Genomic DNA, 15,514 nt, shown 5'->3' on the forward strand with positions numbered 1-15,514 from the left:
ACTCATGACCATAACAGCCCCTGGATAATAGGCAGCTGAATCTTTGCCAGTTCTTGCCCCGCCAATCCGGGCTATTTTATGCCCAAACATTCCAACCCTAACTCCTCTCTAATTTGTTGCACTAAGTCGAATTTCTCATCATATAGCCGAGGAGTCATTATGACAAATAGCATACTCTTCACAGAAACGCTTCTATTTAGCTGAAAGACCAGTCAATGAACTCCTTCCCACTCTCTAGGGATTTTCCTGAAGTTCATTGGCTCACCTTCTTTCAGTAGGCTGTCTGCTGCATAGTTCTGACCTCACCTGTTTTTTTGTAACAAAAAGGCCTAGACTTTGAGCCCTCATCTTCTAACCCTACGGTTCGTTTTACTCCTTCATTATATCCAATCCATTTTATCCATAATAGATTCCTAGGAACGAACATATGCAAGGATATAGCCATAAAGGGCTAAGATCCAAAACATCGGCATCTTGATATACAAAAAGGACTGTGAATGCATTATTCACAGTCCTTTATAGTAATCAATTATTTTGTTAAACGCACAACGTCACGAGCAATCATGACTTCTTCATCTGTTGGGATGATGATAACTTTTACTGGAGAGTATGGGTGGTTAACGAATTTCTCTTCGCCTCTCACGTTGTTCGCATCTTTATCCCAGTACACGCCCATGAATTCCAGGCCGTGAAGAACACGTGCACGGATTTCCGCACTGTTTTCACCGATACCTGCTGTGAAGATGATAGCATCAACACCATTCATTTTTGCAGCATAAGAACCGATGTATTTGTGGATACCGTCAGCGAATTTAGACAGAGCAAGCTCAGCACGAGCGTTTCCTTTCTCTGCTTCATCCTCGATATCACGCAAGTCACTTGAGAATCCGGAAACGCCGAGCATACCGCTCTTCTTGTTAAGGATTTCAAGTACTTCTTCAGCCGAACTGTTTGTTTTCTCCATCAAGTATGGAATCAACGCAGGGTCTAAGCTTCCAGAACGAGTTCCCATTGTTAACCCTTCAAGTGGAGTGAAGCCCATTGTTGTATCGATGGATTTACCGCCTTCGATTGCTGTGATACTTGCACCATTACCAAGGTGGCAAGAGATCAAACGAAGCTGCTCAAGCGGACGTTTAAGCAATTCTGCTGCACGCTCTGACACATATTTATGAGATGTGCCGTGGAAGCCGTATTTACGGATGCCATATTCTTTGTAATAGTCGTATGGCAAGCTGTAAAGGTAAGAAGACTCAGGCATTGTTTGGTGGAATGCAGTATCAAACACAGCAACTGCAGGAACGTTTGGCAATACTTCGCGGAACGCTCTGATTCCAGTCGCATTTGCTGGATTGTGAAGTGGAGCAAGCTCAGAAAGCTGCTCGATTTGTGCAAGTACTTCATCCGTGATAACAGCAGAATCCGTGAAGAGCTCACCACCGTGTACAATACGGTGACCGATTCCGTCGATTTCATCAAGTGAGTTGATGATTTTGTGTTCTGTTAATTTTTCCAACAAAAGGTTAACAGCCACAGAGTGGTCAGGAATGTCCGTTACGATGGTTTTCTTGTCACCATCTACCGTAATGGAGAAGATAGAATCAGCCAATCCGATTCTCTCTACAATTCCCTTTGTGATTACTTTTTCCTCAGGCATTTCAAATAACTGAAACTTTAATGAGGAACTACCCGCATTGATTGCGATAATTTTAGACATTTAAATCACAGCTCCTATAATTTATGCATACTGATATAATTTTAAAATCAACTTTCAAATCTCATTAAACCATTGTAACCCGATTCTAGCAACAAAATTATTTTTATGTTATCGGTTTCACACAAGAATTTATTTTATTCAAATAATTCGAACAGATTTTAAAAAATACATCATTTACAGGAGTGGATTCTTTTTTATTTTTCTGCCTTAATCCAGTTATCAATCTTCGTCAGCATGGCAGCTGTCGCAGGTTTATCGGATAATTTCGGCATATTGACGAGAAGGACTTGCTTTGGTGCTTTCACTCCTTCACCAGCCTTTTGCAGAATAAGGATGCTCTTGGCAGACTGCTTGGTTTTAAACATGCTCTCTGGTAATTGGATAAGTCCTTGGATATAACCGTGATCATGGATGAATTGATTCAGAGCAGGCGCTTCAGCTGTATTGAACAGATCATTTGGTACAAGGAAGAATAAATAGCCCCCAGCCTTGGAATAGGTAAAGCTCTGCTCAATGAATAGGTGATGTGCATAGGACATGGAATCCTTCGCTCTTACCTTGAAGTCCTTCGCACGCTCGTTATCCGGGTAGTAGCCTACTGGCAGATCACATATGACGGCATCTGCAGGATCAATGAATAATGGCTGCAGGCTGTCCTGGTGCAAGAAATGGACAGGCATTCCGAGCAGGTTCGCACCTGAATAGGCGAGCTTCACCAATGTTTCATCTACCTCAATGCCTGTCGCGTTCAATTCCTTGCCGCTTAAAGCATTCATGACTGAAAAGAGAAGATTACCTGTACCAACTGCCGGGTCTAGGACTGACAGCGATTCCTGTTTGGCGGTGAATTTCTCCAGCAGATAGGCGAACATAAATCCGATTGCATCAGGTGTCATTTGATGATTCGGTTGTACATGTGTGCGCATCGCTTTCAAAATGGCTAGTTGCCATCCTTTTCGGATATCTTCCTTGCTGTATTGATCAAGATGGACTTCTTGATATGCCTTCTTCAATTTCTTGACGGCAATCTCACTAAGTTCATCCTGCAGCACATCGCCTTGGAAGAGGTTCTCTCCTGTTTCAGCAATTGCTTCTAATTCTGTACCGCCTAATTCCTCTTGGATAACCTTCGCAGTACTTGTAATTACCTCATATATTTGTTCAACATTTGTTGTATTCATAACATTTCCTCCAACTTTGTCCTCTAGTTCTTTCCTCATTGTAGTATTACAGCCTATAAAGAACAAGTATCACCTTTTCTGACTTGAATAAACCTCTATTGAATGAATGTGCTATAACAGCTGCAACTCAAAAAAAAAGAATCCAGGCATATCGGTTCAAATGTGAACCTTCCTGGATTCCTCTTGTTCATGCTGAATTAGGACACTTAAGCTGCTTATTTAGCTGCTTTTGCTGCTTCTATTGCCGCTTCATAATTCGGATGGTCAGTGCTTTCAGGTACATATTCTACGTATGTAACTGTATTTTGACTGTCTACGACAAATACAGAGCGCGCAAGCAAACGTAACTCTTTAATATATACGCCATATGCCTCTCCAAAGGATAAATCCTTATGATCGGATACCGTTACGACATTCTCAAGACCAGCTGCCGCACACCAGCGTTTTTGCGCAAATGGCAGGTCAACACTGACCGTAATAACTTCTACATTATCTAGTTTAGATGCTTCTTCATTGAATTTGCGGGTTTGCGCATCACATACACCTGTGTCGAGAGAAGGAACGACACTGATAATTCTAACTTTCCCTTCTGAGCTTTTCAGCGTTACTGGGGATAAATCATTTGCGAGCACAGTAAAATCTGGTGCCTTGTCACCCACTTTTACTTCTGTCCCTACTAATGTAACCGGATTACCTTTAAACGTCACGTTCGCCATACTAATTCCTCCTCAATCGTCTGAATTTTTTCATTCCTCTTTAAGTATAGGGTTTCATCTTCCCTTTGTAAAAAGCTACGATTTTTATTCTCACAAAAACAAACCACATCTCCTAAAAAGATGCGGTCTTTTTTCGTTCTCTTAATCCATGCTGTCTATACCAGATGTTTGCTGATCATTCTGCATTCCTTTTCCCTTTTTCGAAAACATGGAGCTAACCTTATCAACAGCAACAGGAGTAGCTTCCATCAATTTTTCGATTAGATGGGTATTTTCATCTAGATGCAGCATTTTAATTCCTTGAGAGCTGACAATCAAGAAAGCAATTGGGGTAATATAGACACCGCCAGCACTTCCGCCGCCAAATGGATGTCTTTGATCCTCTCCTGAAGGGCCGCTGATTTGATAATCACTGCCGCCTGCCGCATACCCGAATGCCACCTTCGATACAGTCATAATGACACTTCCGTCCGGAGTTTCGACAGGATCGCCAATAATAGTATTGACATCTACCATGCTTCTTAAGTTTTCCATCGCCGAATTCATTAATCCGCCAATTGGATGATTAGACATATGATAACCTCCTGTTAGGCCATTTGATTTTTGCCCTTATGGCTTTTTCCGCCAGTCTTATGCAGCTGCTTCTTGCTTTGCATAAATCGAGCTAATTTCCATATTGCCCTTATAGCGTTTGCCATTCTGATCTTTCCTATGCATCCAACATAGAGCTCAAGCGGTTTTTTCATCATGAAATAAGGAACGACCTCGGTTTTCGGAACAACCTCCAGTTGAAAATAACGACCAATGATTGAAATGCCTGTACCAACGATCCCCCATAATATGCCCGTTGCCATCGCCGTTGTCGGTGCATTTCCCGTTCCATAGGACAGGGAGATCTCCAGATTGGTCAATCGAATATCAGTCGTTACCTCCTTTGTCGCGGCCCTGTACTCTTTCAAATCAGATAATAATTTAGCGAGCGCATGGAAGGACCCGTCCATCTCATCAAGCGGCTGCTCCTCCTCCTGTCCTTCTTCAGATTCAGCCTTCTTTTCGTTTGCCATCGGTTCTCCCAGCTTTATGTTTTTCCCATAATGAAGCATTCCCCACCACATCTGTACCTTGATTTCAAGCTCATTTTTATGAATCGTTTTTTCATATCGAAAAGACAAGGTAACAGTCGATAGGATGAAACAGATCAGCACTATGAACAATACAAGTAAGCAAATAGATAGAATGACCAAACCAAACCCCCCTGACTTATCAACCAATCAGTATGGACAGTCCGCCTAAAAAATAAACCTGCCTGTTTTATCAACAGGCAGGTTTTTGATAGTTGTTTTCTAGCGCTCTTTATCAAGGACGACTACTGTATCGCTGAACATATCATGGAAGCCTTGTTTGCGCGGGTTAAAGGCTACGACAATATAACCAAGCAGGAAGAAGGCTGAAATATATCTTCCTATCCATTCCCTGAACAATACCGTCTTCCAATCCAGCTTATCTTGAGTCAGCGAAGTAACATGCAGTCCCATCACCATTTTCCCTAATGTTTGGGCAAAAATAAACGTCATAATGAAAAAATATCCGAAAAAGACAATTGAATCAACCACCGTATACGGCGATAAAATTCCGCTGCTGTCAATGGGAATATCGAGCAGCCGGAAAATCGGCTTGATAAAAAGCCGGCTGATGCTCCCTACAATCAGAAAATCAATTATGTACGCCCAAAACCTCATCCAAAAACCGGCACGGGTCAGCCCCTTCCCTTCTGGGGAGAAATCCTCGGCCGCCTGTATATGTGTATCTTGCTCGTTCAAGCTGTTCTCATGAATATCCGTCATTCCCGTGCCTCCTTACTCTCCAGAATATAGGTACATCATTTGCGGAGATTGATTTTCGGTCATGATGCTTTTAATGATACCTGCCTCATTATTACCTCCAACCCATTGAGTGAGCTTTAAATTCAGCATGGAGCCAAACCCAATTGTATCTGTCAGCTTTACAACAGCTGCACCCTTCAGGTCTTCATTTTTCTTCATGCCGGCAATAGCATCATCGATATAGCCAAGCTCATCAATAAGATTCAAATCCTTCGCCTGACGGCCGTCATAGATCCGGCCATCCGCCACTTTACGGACCTCCTCTTCAGACATGCCTCTTCCCTCTGCAATTACCTTCACGAATTGATTATAGGAGTTATCCACTAAAGATTGGAGAATTTTCTTTTCCTCATCGGTCATATCACGGAAGGAGTTTCCCATATCCTTGAATTTCCCGCTCTTAATCGTAACAAAATCAATCCCGTATTTTTCGGCAAGGCCTTCAAAATTATAGCTTTGCATGATAACACCCAGTGACCCCGTTAATGTCTCTGGACTTGCATAAATCTTATCTGCTGGCGTTGAGACATAATACCCGCCTGAAGCAGCCATTGAGCCCATGGCTACATACACTGGCTTTCCAGCTTTTTTGACCGCCTGAATCTTCCGGTGGATTTCCGCACTCTCATGGACACCGCCTCCAGGTGAATTCACTTCAAGTACAAGCCCGCCGATTGTATCATCCTCAGCAACGGTATCTAAATGTTTAAGCAATGCCTGATGATTATATCCGCCCGTGGATAGGAGTGAGGACTCCTCACCTGTATCAGCAATCGTTCCATCGATATCCAGGACGACAATTTTCTGCTCATAATCTCCATCCTCAATGACTTCTTCTTCCGCTTCGAAGAATTCGGACATAACTTTGTCATCTGAAGAAGCCAGCAAGGAAATCGAATTCATTAAGATTGATGCGAAGAAAATAACTGCTGCAATCCCTAAGCTAAGCCATCTTTTTTTGTTCACACATTATTCCCCCTGTCAAAGTTTGAATCTTCTTATTTTCCTGATAAAATTATTATAACATGTCGATGTTGGGCAAACTTGAATTTGCTAAGAATTCAGCATGTACTGCCTATTAAGGAGGTTTCGCTAAATGGACAACCGTAAAAATATCTATTTCTATCACAAGAAAGACAAGGATATTCTCGAAAGAATTGAGACCATTAAAGCAAACACAGATAAATACGGGTTCAAAACTGTTGAGAACCCTGCGGAAGCAAATATCATTGTCAGCATCGGTGATGACGGCACATTCCTGCAAGCCGTCCGCAAGACGGATTTCCGGGAGGATTGCCTCTATGCAGGGATATCCCTTAACAAAAAATTAAATATGTACTGTGATTTTTATATTGATGATACAGAAAAGATGGTTGACGCTGTCACCAGATCTGTCATTGAGGTTAGAAAGTACCCGACCATTGAAGTGACCATTGACAATGAGTACAGCTTCGATTGCTTGAATGAATGCTCCTTCCGCTCCTCCTTGATCAAAACTTTTGTCATCGAAGTTGATATTGATGGTCAGCCGTTTGAGACATTCCGCGGGGATGGGATGGTTATTGCAACCCCTACCGGTTCGACCGCCTACAATAAATCCCTTAACGGAGCTGTCGTTGACCCAACATTGCATTGTATGCAGGTAAGCGAAATCGCATCCATGAATAATAACCATTACCGGACATTAGGCTCCTCCTTCATTCTCGGAAGCGACCGCGTACTTACACTCCGTCTTTCTAAAACGGGTGATGATTATCCGGTCATTGGAATGGACAATGAGGCCATGAGTATCCAGCATATCGAACAATTGGACTTCCGCCTTAGCGGCCGCACGATTAAAACCGTCAAGCTGCGCGACAACTCCTTTTGGGAAAAGGTTCAGCGGACATTCCTATAAACGAATGAAACAGGTGAAAAACATCTTTTCACCTGTTTTTTATTTGGCGCATAGTGTTTTTATGCAATGCAACAGTATCCAGATTTTATGTCGATATTGAGATAACAGGAGCTTTTTCAATCACTATTATGAGAAGACTGCTCCTCCGCTTACCATATCCAAACGAACAAAGCTGACCTAAGTCCACTCGAAAGCGGGCCAAAGATCAGCTTCTTTTATGTCTATGCCTTCTGGTTTTCTACTTCCAGCTTCCTTAATTCGACCCTCATAATCTTTCCTGAGATCGTTTTTGGAAGGTCCTCCACAAAAGAGATTTTACGTGGATATTTGTACGGTGCGGTCATTGCCTTCACGTGGTTCTGCAGTTCTTTAATCAGCTCATCGGAAGGCTCCGGGGCATCTTCCCGCAATACGACAAAAGCTTTGACGATTTGTCCCCTCTCTTCATCAGGACTCGCTACAACCGCACATTCCTTTACATGCGGATGTTTCACGAGCGCATCCTCCACCTCAAACGGGCCGATTGTATAGCCTGAACTGATGATAATATCATCTCTGCGCCCTTCAAACCAAAAGTATCCGTCCTCGTCTTTTTTTGCTTTATCGCCTGTTATATAATAATCTCCTCTGAATTGCATCGATGTTCTTTCAGGGTCCTTATAATATTCCTTAAAAAGAGCTGGTGTTTCTATATGCACGGCAATATCGCCTGTTACGCCAACTGCACATGGGCTGCCCTCTTCATCAATTACCTCGACCTTATTCCCAGGTGTCGGCTTGCCCATTGAGCCTGGTTTAACATCCATCCCTTTCGTTACACCGACCAAGAGCGTATTCTCTGTTTGTCCATAGCCATCCCGGACGGTCACACCAAAATGAGTCCGAAATGTATCAATGACTTCCCGGTTCAGCGGCTCGCCTGCTGAGACAGCACTATGAAGGTGCTGCAGCTTATAATCTGATAAATGATCGACCTTGGCCATCAATCGATATTCTGTCGGTGTACAGCATAGGACATTAATGGAGTAGTCATCAAGCAGCTGAAGATATTTCTTAGGCTCAAATTTCCCGTTATAAACAAAACCCGTAGCTCCTGAACCTAGCACAGACAGGAACGGACTCCAAATCCATTTCTGCCAGCCTGGCCCCGCCGTTGCCCAAACAACATCCTCTTCTTCAATCGCGAGCCAATTGCTCGCTGCCGTCCGTAAATGGGCATAAGCCCACCCGTGTGTATGAACAACACCTTTTGGCTGCCCAGTGGTACCGGATGTATAGGATAGAAAGGCCATATCCTCCCGCTTTGTCTTAGCTGTCTTTAGAAGGCTATCCGCATGCTTGATTTTGTCGTCAAGCTCGATCCATCCCTCTTCTTGGCCATTGATGATAAATTTATGTAATGTTTCTTTGGATGATAAGCCTTTAAAGGTATCCACAAATGGTTTATGTACCAGCACAGCTTTTGCTTCCGAATGGTCAATTCGATATTGTAAATCCTTTATGCGAAGCATTTCTGAACATGGTATGACCACCAGCCCAATCTTTAATGCCGCTAAATAAACCGTATACGCCTCTATAAGCCTCGGTACCATGATCAGCATCTTATCGCCTGCCTTGAGCCCTTCACTGAGGAAGACATTTGCTGTTTTATTAACTGTCCTCATAAGCTCCTTGTACGTCACCTCTTCTGTTAAACCGCTTTCATTTCTCCAAATAAGCGCTTTTCTACGTTCATATTTTGCATACTTCTCAATCTCATCCACTAAATTGTATTGCTCAGGTGCAATCAGGTTCTCAGTCAAACTCCCCACTCCCTTTAACAATTTATGGTAACCATAGCTATTATACATGATTTTTGGAATATTTTTATTATTTATATTGGATTTTATTCTTGTCTACTCCCCGAAACAAGAAGAAAGCGGACCATAGGTCCGCTTTCTGTAGCCAATTGTATGAAATTATCGGGAGTAACCTCCACCCAATTGTTGCTCTGCCATTTGGACAAGGCGTTTTGTGATTTCTCCACCAACGGAACCGTTAGCGCGAGAAGTTGTTTCTCCTCCAAGTTGTACTCCGAACTCAGAAGCGATTTCGTATTTCATTTGATCAAGAGCTTGTTCTACTCCTGGTACCAAAAGGTTGTTTGAGTTGTTTGACATGTGTTTTTCACCTCCTTGTGAGTATAGAGTGTGTCAAAACACATGCCGATATGCGAAACCTAATATGGTAATTGTTCACAAATTCGATTTAGAACAGCTCGTCCGTTGTTCCTTCCTTCTTCTTCTCCTTATTGCTGAAGATAATGGTCTCTGTTTTTTCTACAGCTTCTTGGATGTATGGTTCAAAATCCGTGAAGGATTCGTAATGATTAACCTTCTCTCTTCTAGGCTTTGTCTTAGGATTGGCCGGCGTGAAGACGGTACAACAATCCTCAAACGGACGGATGGAGATGTCATGCGTGCCAATTCGCTCGGCAATCTCAATGATTTCCGTTTTGTCCATGGCTAATAGAGGACGAAGAATAGGTGTATTCGTCACTTCGTTAATTGTAAACATACTCTCCATCGTCTGGCTGGCCACCTGACCTAGGCTCTCTCCGGTAACGATAGCGAGGGCTTTGCGCTGTTCCCGAATCGCATCAGTGACACGCAGCATAAGCCGGCGTGTTGTTGTCATCGTATAATTATCCGGGATTTGCTTTTGGATGAGCTTTTGGATTTCGGTAAATGGAACGATATGCAGCACCATCCGCCCATTCACTTCTGCTAATTTCTCCGCCAAATCAATGACCTTCTGTTTAGAGCGTTCACTCGTGAACGGTGGGCTGTAGAAGTGGACGCATTCAATCTCCACGCCTCGCTTCATCGTTAAGAATCCTGCAACAGGACTGTCAATGCCGCCGCTTAGCATAAGCATCGCAGAACCGCTGCTCCCGATTGGCAAACCGCCTGCAGCAGCAATCTTCTCACCCGTAATATAGGCAGCATCCTTACGTACCTCAACACGGAGCTTCAGATCCGGATTATGCACATCTACCTTCAAGCCTTCCTTATGCTGGAGGCAATATCCGCCAACAAGCCCATTCAGGTCATAGGTTGAATAAGGAAATGTCTTGTCAGCCCGTTTTGCATCAATCTTGAATGTCTCAATATCTCTTGAAAGGTTGTTGATATAGAAGAGTGCCGATTCCTGAATGGCCGGAATTTCCTTTTCCACTTTCAGGGCTGGACTTAAAGAGGAAATACCATATACTTTTTTCAAACGGTCAATCACCTCTTCATGGCCCGCACCGTTTAAATGAATATACATGCGCTCATGCTGCGCTTCAATCCGCACATTCGGATAATCCATCAAGGCATTTTTCACATTTTTCTTCAGTTGGGTGATAAAGCTTTTACGGTTTCGTTTCTTTAAGGTTATCTCCCCGTAACGCACGACAATATGGTCAAATTTAATCATTTTTTACTAACCTCACTTAACATTTGAATGGCCTTGTCCACTGCGGAAACGGCCTGATCGATATCTTTTTTCTCCAAATCAAAATGAAGGCTGATTCGGATTGAGCTGCTGGCGATCTTCTCGCTCTTGCCCATTTGAAGCAATGTATGACTCATTGTTTTTTTCTTTGAGGAGCAGGCACTTGTCGTAGAAACATAAATCTCCTCATCCTCAAGCGTATGCACAAATGCCTCTGACTTTAAGCCTGGAATTGAAAAATTAATAATATGCGGTGCGGCCCCGTTCTGAGGCGTATTGATGACAACGCCATCTACTTCTGCCAGCCGGCTCATCGTATAGGCTTGCAGCCCCTTCATCCTTTCAAGACTTTTCATACTGTGCTCCGTCACAAGACGCATCGCCTTAGCTAATGATACGGCTCCGGCCACACTTTCTGTCCCGCTCCTGAATCCCGCCTCCTGGTTTCCGCCGGCAATGAGAGGAGATAGCTTAATTCCCTCCCGTTTGTACAGAAGGCCCGTTCCCTTCAATCCATGTATCTTATGACCTGATAATGAATACAGATCTACATGGGAACGGCTCAAGGAAAGATTCACCTTGCTATAGCCCTGTACGCCATCTACATGGAAGAGAATCTTTGGATACTGCTTCAGCAGCTCCCCTATTTCTTCGATTGGCTGGATAGATCCTATCTCATTATTGATATGCATAATCGAAACGAGAATCGTCTCTTCCCGTATCGCTTCCTTTAATTGATTCACACATACACGTCCAACTTCATCCACCGGCAGATAGGTAATCTCATACCCTAAATCCTTCAGCTGCTCTGTCGGATTAAGCACGGAGGGATGTTCAATAGAGGATGTGATAATATGCTTTCCCCGGCCTTTGTATTGCAGGGCCGCCCCCTTAATAGCGAGATTATTGCTCTCTGAACCTCCAGAGGTAAAAATAATCTCTGCTGGATTCACCCCCAGCATATTTGCGGCTTGTTCACGTGCCTTCGCAAGCAATTGTTCGGCCTTTCCTCCAAACCCATGGAGCGAGGAAGGATTTCCCCAAAAGCCAGTTGAAACCTTCATAAATGAATCCAGCACGGCTGGATATGGTTGTGTCGTTGCACTGTTGTCCAAATAAATCATTGGATTTCTCCTTCCCTAGCCTATCAATTAGAAAATGTAGCATAAACTTCCCGGTTTATAAAGCTGCAGATTTCAACTTAGCGTTATTTTCTCACCTTTAAGAACCGCTATCCAAAGGAAAGACCAGTCCATGGTCAAAGTGGACTGGTCTAATTAGCACTATGATCTTGTTCCAGTAAATCTTGGATTTTCTTCAATGAGCCCGGTTCCACTTGCTCAATCGCAGTGGCTGCCTGCTCAAGCGCATCCTCATATTGATAATTACGGAATTTGTTCTCTGCATCACTTAAGGCTGCTGCAACGGATGGGTATTGTCTTCTATACCGATTTCCGTATTGGATTACCTTCTCAGCAAGATGCACCTGCTCCGTCAAATGCTCAGTCGCTTCGCGAACCCGGCTGACAGCGACGCTCGCAATATCAAGATAATGCATGACGGCATTCATATTCAGCGGCTTTTCATCCAGCTTCGCTTTCACGTCGGCAAGACTCTCCTTTGCTTGGACAACCATCAGTTCATAGGAGGTCGGCATGCCTGGCAAGTTGCTTTCTTGAACCATCCGCAGTGATTCTGTCATATTCTTTTGAAGCTTGCGAATCGTCTCCCTTGATTCAAGTTCATCCTTGCGAAGGGCATTCAGCTTCTCTTCATATTCTTTCTGAGCCTTTTCTAATGCATCAAGCTTCGCCTCAAGCTCAACTATATCTTCCTTTAACACCGTGTAGGCCGTTTTTTCCTCAGCAAGCCTGTCCTTCAAGAGCTCCCATTTCGCTTTAATATTGATTAACGTCTTTTCAATATTCGTGCGGACCTCGAGCTCCTTTTCCGGCATTTGGTAGATCTGTTTGACCACTTCGGTTTCATCATCTAATTGCTCAAGACGATCAATGGATTGGTCGAGCTTCTGCTGGTACATATTCTTGACAGATAGAACATACTGACGGGCCATTACCTCCTTCTCAAGAAGATCGTAGAAGGACTGGATCGTTTCATTCAGCTTCTCAACTTCCTCTGTCGCTTCATCTGCTTTTGTTTCCTTTAAGAGGGATTTGGCCTCCGCCAGCTGCTGCTCCATCTTCTCGAGCTCAGTATCAAAATAAATATGGCTGAGCGGATAGCCCTGTGAACACATTTCTGTATATCCCGTCTTCAGCTCATGCAGCAGGCTTGGAATATGTATTTGGCAATTCGCCAGGAGATCCGGAATCTTTTCCATCTTCTCTTGAATGGCAATCAGTTTGGCTTCTATGGAGAGCACCTGCTCCCTCGCCTCTAAATAATCGCCTGATTCTGTCTGTGTATTAAACATCTGGAATTCAACGGCTAATTCATCAAATTGCTGTTCGAGACGCTCAGCGGCATCCCCAAATGTATGGCGGTGTGCGAGCAAATGCTTCTTCGCATCCCGATAGGACATTAAAAGCTCCTCAACGAGCTTCTTATTCTGTTCTTCACTGCCTATTAAATCATTCAACTCATGGAGAATCGCGGCCAGCGTAATCTCGGTCTCGTCCAAAATTCGATCAATCTCATGCTGGACAGCCACTGATTTCTTAAACTGGTATTTATCCGTGTATTCTTCCGCGTCAAAGAGCAAACTCTCCACCTCTGCCAGCCGCTCGGTCTGGATTGTATCCCAATCCTGCCGCCAGCGTTCAAACAGCCGCTCTGTTTGACCGGTCATGTTCAGACTCTTCACACGAGCCAATTCCTCAGCAATCGGCCTGTTCATGATGTCTATTTTCTTATCTGCAAGTCTGTCAATTTCCTTATAGTGCTTCTTTCTTACCAATATCCCGACGATAAAGGCAACAAAGATTAGCGCTAGTCCCCCTATCACATACTTCATAAAGAAGCCTCCTATTCAACACGAGACAAATATTTATGTATATAAGTTCATATCAATGATTTAATGATAACATGGCACAGGCTTTTTTTAACCATAAAAAGCGATATTTTCTGCAAAAAGTTATCCTAAACGACTTATCTTTTGCCAAAAACTCTCGAAACAAATAAAATTTGTCGAAAAGGAGGAGAATCATGGATATTTATGATGGTCATGTACATACACATTACTGCCCCCATGGGACAAGTGAAAAAATCAACGCCTATATCGAACGTGCAATCCAATTAGGATACCGCGGGATTACCTTTACGGAGCATGCTCCGCTGCCTGAACACTTCTCCGATCCTGCTCCTACTAAGGACAGCTCAATGGACATCAGCAAGCTCGGTTCTTATCTAACAGATTTGAAGGGCTATCAGAAGACTTATGGGGAGAAGATTGAAATAAAGATTGGATTAGAAATTGATTATATTGAAGGGCAAGAGGAAGAAACCAAACATTTATTAAGCACGATTGGACCGAATCTGGCCGATTCCATTCTGTCTGTCCATTTCTTGCAGCTAGAGGATGAATGGTTCTGCCTTGATTACAGCGATTCAGAGTTCGAGCGCATAATCAGCCGGTTTGGCACAACCGAAGCTGTCTATGATGCCTATTACCGCACATTGAAGAAAGCAATCATGAGCGACCTCGGACCGTTCAAACCAAAACGGATTGGCCATCTTTCCCTTGTTTCTAAATTCCAAAAAAAATATCCTAGCAGTTATGATTCTACTAGGCAGATGCTTGATCTTCTGCCCTTGATTAAACAGAAGGGCTACCAGCTCGACGTTAACACAGCCGGCCTGTTCAAGCCTTTATGCGAAGATATTTATCCGCCTGCAGCCATCCTCGAGGAAGCAGCTAGTATGGGCATCCCGCTCGTATACGGCTCTGACTCGCATCACCCGTCTGATTTAGGGCGCGGTCTGGATGCTCTTGACCCGGGTATTCGTGATTCCTTCATCAAGCCTTAGCCAGCTCAATCGGCGCACGGTATATCGTATGAAACAGACATTCATGCAGAAATGTTTCGATTTCTGTGAAATACGCCTTCGTGAAATGCGGCTCATTCGGGAATATATGCCATACCTCCATGAAATATTGGGAATGGATAAAGGGCTCATTCAGCATGGCCTTTAGTTTCGTGACAAACATTGGGATGGAGATTGGACGAAGCTCATTCCTTTTTCTCCCCTCCTCTAAAATCATCTTGAGGAGAAATTTTTCCTTCGAGAGATAGGTCATGTATACTTCACGGTTCAAGCTTGTGTCGACTGAGATCTCACGCAGCACCAGCCTTGTAAGCAGGAAATTCTCACGGTAATAATGAAGACAGAAGCTCGCATACTGCAGGAGGCATTCCCTCGCACCAACCTGCGGCAATTGCTCCGCGATTTGCTCCAGGCCGGTGAGATACCCCTCAAAGAAGTCCGTAAAGCAATGTTCCAGCAAGCCTTGCTTATGCTGAAAATGGTACGAAATATTAGCAGAATTGCTTCCTGCACGCCTGGCAATATCTCGAATAGATGTAGCAGAGTAACCTTTCATGTAAAATAAGTAGATAGCAGCTTCTATAATGGAATCTTTCGTCTTAGTATTCTTGTCCATTCGTAAACTCCCCTCCTTCTAA

General features: G+C 43.6%; 15 protein-coding genes. 2 read left to right on the forward strand and 13 right to left on the reverse strand.

Going from position 1 to position 15,514, the window contains the following annotated elements:
* Positions 1 to 529: 529 nt before the first annotated feature.
* The 7 genes from ACY8DX_RS17050 to sppA all read right to left on the reverse strand — a co-directional run bounded on the left by ACY8DX_RS17050 (position 530) and on the right by sppA (position 6,463).
* Complete coding sequence (locus tag ACY8DX_RS17050) at positions 530 to 1,717, reverse strand: acetate kinase (protein ID WP_049669870.1); 1,188 nt, start codon at positions 1,715 to 1,717, stop codon at positions 530 to 532.
* A 194-nt stretch (positions 1,718 to 1,911) separates the two neighbouring features.
* Positions 1,912 to 2,898, reverse strand: coding sequence for a class I SAM-dependent methyltransferase (locus tag ACY8DX_RS17055; protein ID WP_462405662.1), 987 nt, complete (start codon positions 2,896 to 2,898; stop codon positions 1,912 to 1,914).
* A 215-nt stretch (positions 2,899 to 3,113) separates the two neighbouring features.
* Positions 3,114 to 3,614 carry a thiol peroxidase gene (gene tpx, locus ACY8DX_RS17060; protein WP_462405663.1) on the reverse strand — a complete coding sequence of 167 codons (501 nt, stop codon included), beginning with the start codon at positions 3,612 to 3,614 and terminating at the stop codon, positions 3,114 to 3,116.
* A 141-nt stretch (positions 3,615 to 3,755) separates the two neighbouring features.
* Positions 3,756 to 4,187 (reverse strand): GerW family sporulation protein, encoded by a 432-nt coding sequence (gene ytfJ, locus ACY8DX_RS17065; RefSeq protein WP_049669867.1) that lies wholly within the window; start codon positions 4,185 to 4,187, stop codon positions 3,756 to 3,758.
* Positions 4,188 to 4,201: 14 nt separating this feature from the next.
* On the reverse strand, positions 4,202 to 4,858 hold the full coding sequence (locus ACY8DX_RS17070) for a DUF2953 domain-containing protein (protein ID WP_462405664.1): 657 nt from the start codon (positions 4,856 to 4,858) through the stop codon (positions 4,202 to 4,204).
* 99 nt (positions 4,859 to 4,957) lie between these two features.
* A complete protein-coding gene (locus ACY8DX_RS17075) occupies positions 4,958 to 5,458 on the reverse strand; it encodes an RDD family protein (RefSeq protein ID WP_082197010.1) in 501 nt (166 codons plus the stop codon).
* A 12-nt stretch (positions 5,459 to 5,470) separates the two neighbouring features.
* A complete protein-coding gene (gene sppA, locus ACY8DX_RS17080; RefSeq protein ID WP_462405665.1) occupies positions 5,471 to 6,463 on the reverse strand; it encodes a signal peptide peptidase SppA in 993 nt (330 codons plus the stop codon).
* 130 nt (positions 6,464 to 6,593) lie between these two features.
* Between sppA and ACY8DX_RS17085 the strand changes: the two genes are divergently transcribed.
* A complete protein-coding gene (locus ACY8DX_RS17085) occupies positions 6,594 to 7,394 on the forward strand; it encodes an NAD kinase (protein ID WP_049669864.1) in 801 nt (266 codons plus the stop codon).
* Between the two features lie 221 nt (positions 7,395 to 7,615).
* Here ACY8DX_RS17085 and mbcS read toward each other — a convergent pair whose 3' ends face one another.
* The 5 genes from mbcS to ezrA form a co-directional block, all read right to left on the reverse strand.
* The gene (gene mbcS / locus ACY8DX_RS17090) at positions 7,616 to 9,196 is read right to left on the reverse strand and encodes an acyl-CoA synthetase MbcS (RefSeq protein ID WP_462405666.1); all 1,581 of its coding nucleotides are present in this window, start codon (positions 9,194 to 9,196) and stop codon (positions 7,616 to 7,618) included.
* A 156-nt stretch (positions 9,197 to 9,352) separates the two neighbouring features.
* Positions 9,353 to 9,553 (reverse strand): alpha/beta-type small acid-soluble spore protein, encoded by a 201-nt coding sequence (locus tag ACY8DX_RS17095; protein WP_049669862.1) that lies wholly within the window; start codon positions 9,551 to 9,553, stop codon positions 9,353 to 9,355.
* 88 nt (positions 9,554 to 9,641) lie between these two features.
* Positions 9,642 to 10,850 (reverse strand): tRNA uracil 4-sulfurtransferase ThiI, encoded by a 1,209-nt coding sequence (thiI, locus tag ACY8DX_RS17100; protein ID WP_462406967.1) that lies wholly within the window; start codon positions 10,848 to 10,850, stop codon positions 9,642 to 9,644.
* On the reverse strand, positions 10,850 to 11,995 hold the full coding sequence (locus ACY8DX_RS17105) for a cysteine desulfurase family protein (RefSeq protein WP_462405667.1): 1,146 nt from the start codon (positions 11,993 to 11,995) through the stop codon (positions 10,850 to 10,852). The genes thiI and ACY8DX_RS17105 overlap by 1 nt, the downstream gene beginning before the upstream one ends.
* 149 nt (positions 11,996 to 12,144) lie before the next feature.
* Positions 12,145 to 13,845, reverse strand: a complete 1,701-nt coding sequence (ezrA, locus tag ACY8DX_RS17110) for a septation ring formation regulator EzrA (RefSeq protein WP_439802251.1) — start codon at positions 13,843 to 13,845, stop codon at positions 12,145 to 12,147.
* A gap of 191 nt (positions 13,846 to 14,036) precedes the next feature.
* On the opposite strand from ezrA, the gene hisJ reads away from it, so the two are divergent.
* Entirely contained in the window at positions 14,037 to 14,858 is an 822-nt protein-coding gene (gene hisJ, locus ACY8DX_RS17115; RefSeq protein ID WP_462405668.1) for a histidinol-phosphatase HisJ, read from the forward strand.
* On the opposite strand, the gene refZ is transcribed toward hisJ, so the two are convergent.
* Positions 14,848 to 15,492, reverse strand: coding sequence for a forespore capture DNA-binding protein RefZ (refZ, locus tag ACY8DX_RS17120; RefSeq protein ID WP_439802249.1), 645 nt, complete (start codon positions 15,490 to 15,492; stop codon positions 14,848 to 14,850). The genes hisJ and refZ overlap by 11 nt on opposite strands.
* Between the last annotated feature and the right edge of the window lie 22 nt (positions 15,493 to 15,514).

It is taken from the genome of Gracilibacillus sp. Marseille-QA3620, assembly GCF_054950035.1.